This is a genomic window from Okeania sp. SIO2B9, from assembly GCF_010672505.1.
Lineage (GTDB): Bacteria > Cyanobacteriota > Cyanobacteriia > Cyanobacteriales > Microcoleaceae > Okeania > Okeania hirsuta.
In genome coordinates this window covers 1-1,725 of sequence record NZ_JAAHGK010001476.1, presented here as the reverse complement: position 1 = coordinate 1,725, position 1,725 = coordinate 1, and the positions used below count along the sequence as shown (strand labels likewise).

The 1,725-nt window shown below is 45.4% G+C and carries 1 protein-coding gene and 1 pseudogene; both read left to right on the top strand.

Annotation, left to right across the window (positions count from 1 at the left end):
• Positions 1 to 233: 233 nt before the first annotated feature.
• Positions 234 to 1,592, top strand: a complete 1,359-nt coding sequence (locus tag F6K13_RS31845) for an IS701 family transposase (RefSeq protein WP_287289689.1) — start codon at positions 234 to 236, stop codon at positions 1,590 to 1,592.
• Between the two features lie 14 nt (positions 1,593 to 1,606).
• A pseudogene (locus F6K13_RS31840) lies at positions 1,607 to 1,725 on the top strand (GTP cyclohydrolase I); the annotation flags it as partial.

Genomic DNA, 1,725 nt, shown 5'->3' with positions numbered 1-1,725 from the left:
CCCGCCACAATCGCACGAATAATGCTCACGCAGCACACAAATTTGGTCAGCAGGCCGAAACGAGGCGGACAGCAGCCCAAACCTATGAAGCTGCTGAATCCACTGGCAATCGAGCACATCCGTTTACGAGTCCTGTAGGGACTTTTCTTTGTAGCCCGCAGTTTACTAGCGCTCTTTAATCGCTCTAGCAAAAGGAAATATAATGGTAATGTTGTCTACGCCATATAGAGCCGATGATTGCGCCCAGGGAAGCTCGACCAACCGTTCGCTTTATTGATGAGTATTGCCAGTCCTATCAATCGCTGTTTTCAGATGTTAGAGCGTTTGAAGCATTTAAGCATTTACATGTGGGGATGTTGTCAGATATCAAGCGAAAGACCTTGCCTGCCATTGCCAAAGTTGTAGGACTGGATAACGAGCAGTCGCTGCACCACTTTTTGACCGACTCGCCTTGGTCTGTGGGTGTCTTAGAACAACGACGCTTGGAGTTGATTTTACAAACGTTACAGGGGCGCAGCATCCTGCTGTTAATTGATGAGACAGGGGACCCTAAAAAAGGAAAAACGACCGATTATGTGAAACGTCAATATATTGGGAACTTAGGGAAAATAGAAAATGGCATCGTCTCGGTAACCGCCTATGGGTTAATTGACAATATGACCTTTCCCTTGATGTTTAGAATCTATAACCCTAGAGAACGATTAAAGCCAGGGGATAAGTATCAAAGTAAGCCTCAAATTGCAGCAGATATGGTCCGAGCATTACAGCGGATGGGCTTCAATATCGAGTTGGTTTTAGCAGATAGTTTATATGGAGAGAGTGAAGCTAACTTTATCAGTGTATTGGAGGGATTAGAGCTGGAATATGTGGTGGCGATTCGGAGTAATCACGGCGTTTGGATGCCAGAGTCAGAGGAGATTAGCCACACAGAGTGGCAATCATTTGAGCGTGAATTTTCTACGGGTAAAACGGAGGAGCGATTTATTCGTGAAATCCTGTATGGGCACGTGGAAGAGCGGGTGATTCGCTATTGGCAAATTACGACAGATGTTGATAAATTGCCTGATAATTCAACCTGGTATGTGATGACGAAAAAGGCGGGACTAAAGCCAGAAGAGGTAGGGGATTTATATGGGAAGAGAAATTGGGTCGAATACGGTCTAAAGCAAAGTAAGAATGAGCTAGGATGGGCAGATTTTCGGGTGACTGATTATGCCCAGATTGAGAAGTGGTGGGAAGTAGTGATGAGTGCGTATTTGCTGGTCAGTCTACATTCTAATGAGCTAAATCCCATGACAACGAGTGAAGCAATAGGCAACCTCAGTGAGGCGAGCACCACGTCTAAAGAATCCCATACCTTTGCCAGTCATCAGTGGTGGGATAGGGCCACTGGGTGGAAGAATCTATTAAATAATTTGCGCTTGATGCTCCAGCCATTTGTCTTTTTCAACTTGATCAACCCATGGCTGAATGTATTTCCTATACAACCATTACGGGAGGGGTTTCGCCAACTGATTGAGATCATGAATCGGTTTCCAGGAGCCATTCCCAACCCGGAGAATGCTCAGGATTTTCAATTTTCATCTGCCTAGAGTGATTGAAAAGCGATAACAACGAAATGGTGTTGATGCGTGACATTGAACTGTTTAGCTCCTGCGAACACCATATCTTGCCCGTTTTGGGCCGTGCCCATGTAGCTTATATCCCCGATGGTAAAGTCATTGG

Excerpts from the sequence above, each read along its gene's own strand:
- F6K13_RS31845 (WP_287289689.1), top strand. The coding sequence starts at position 234 with ATGATTGCGCCCAGGGAAGCTCGACCAACCGTTCGCTTTATTGATGAG.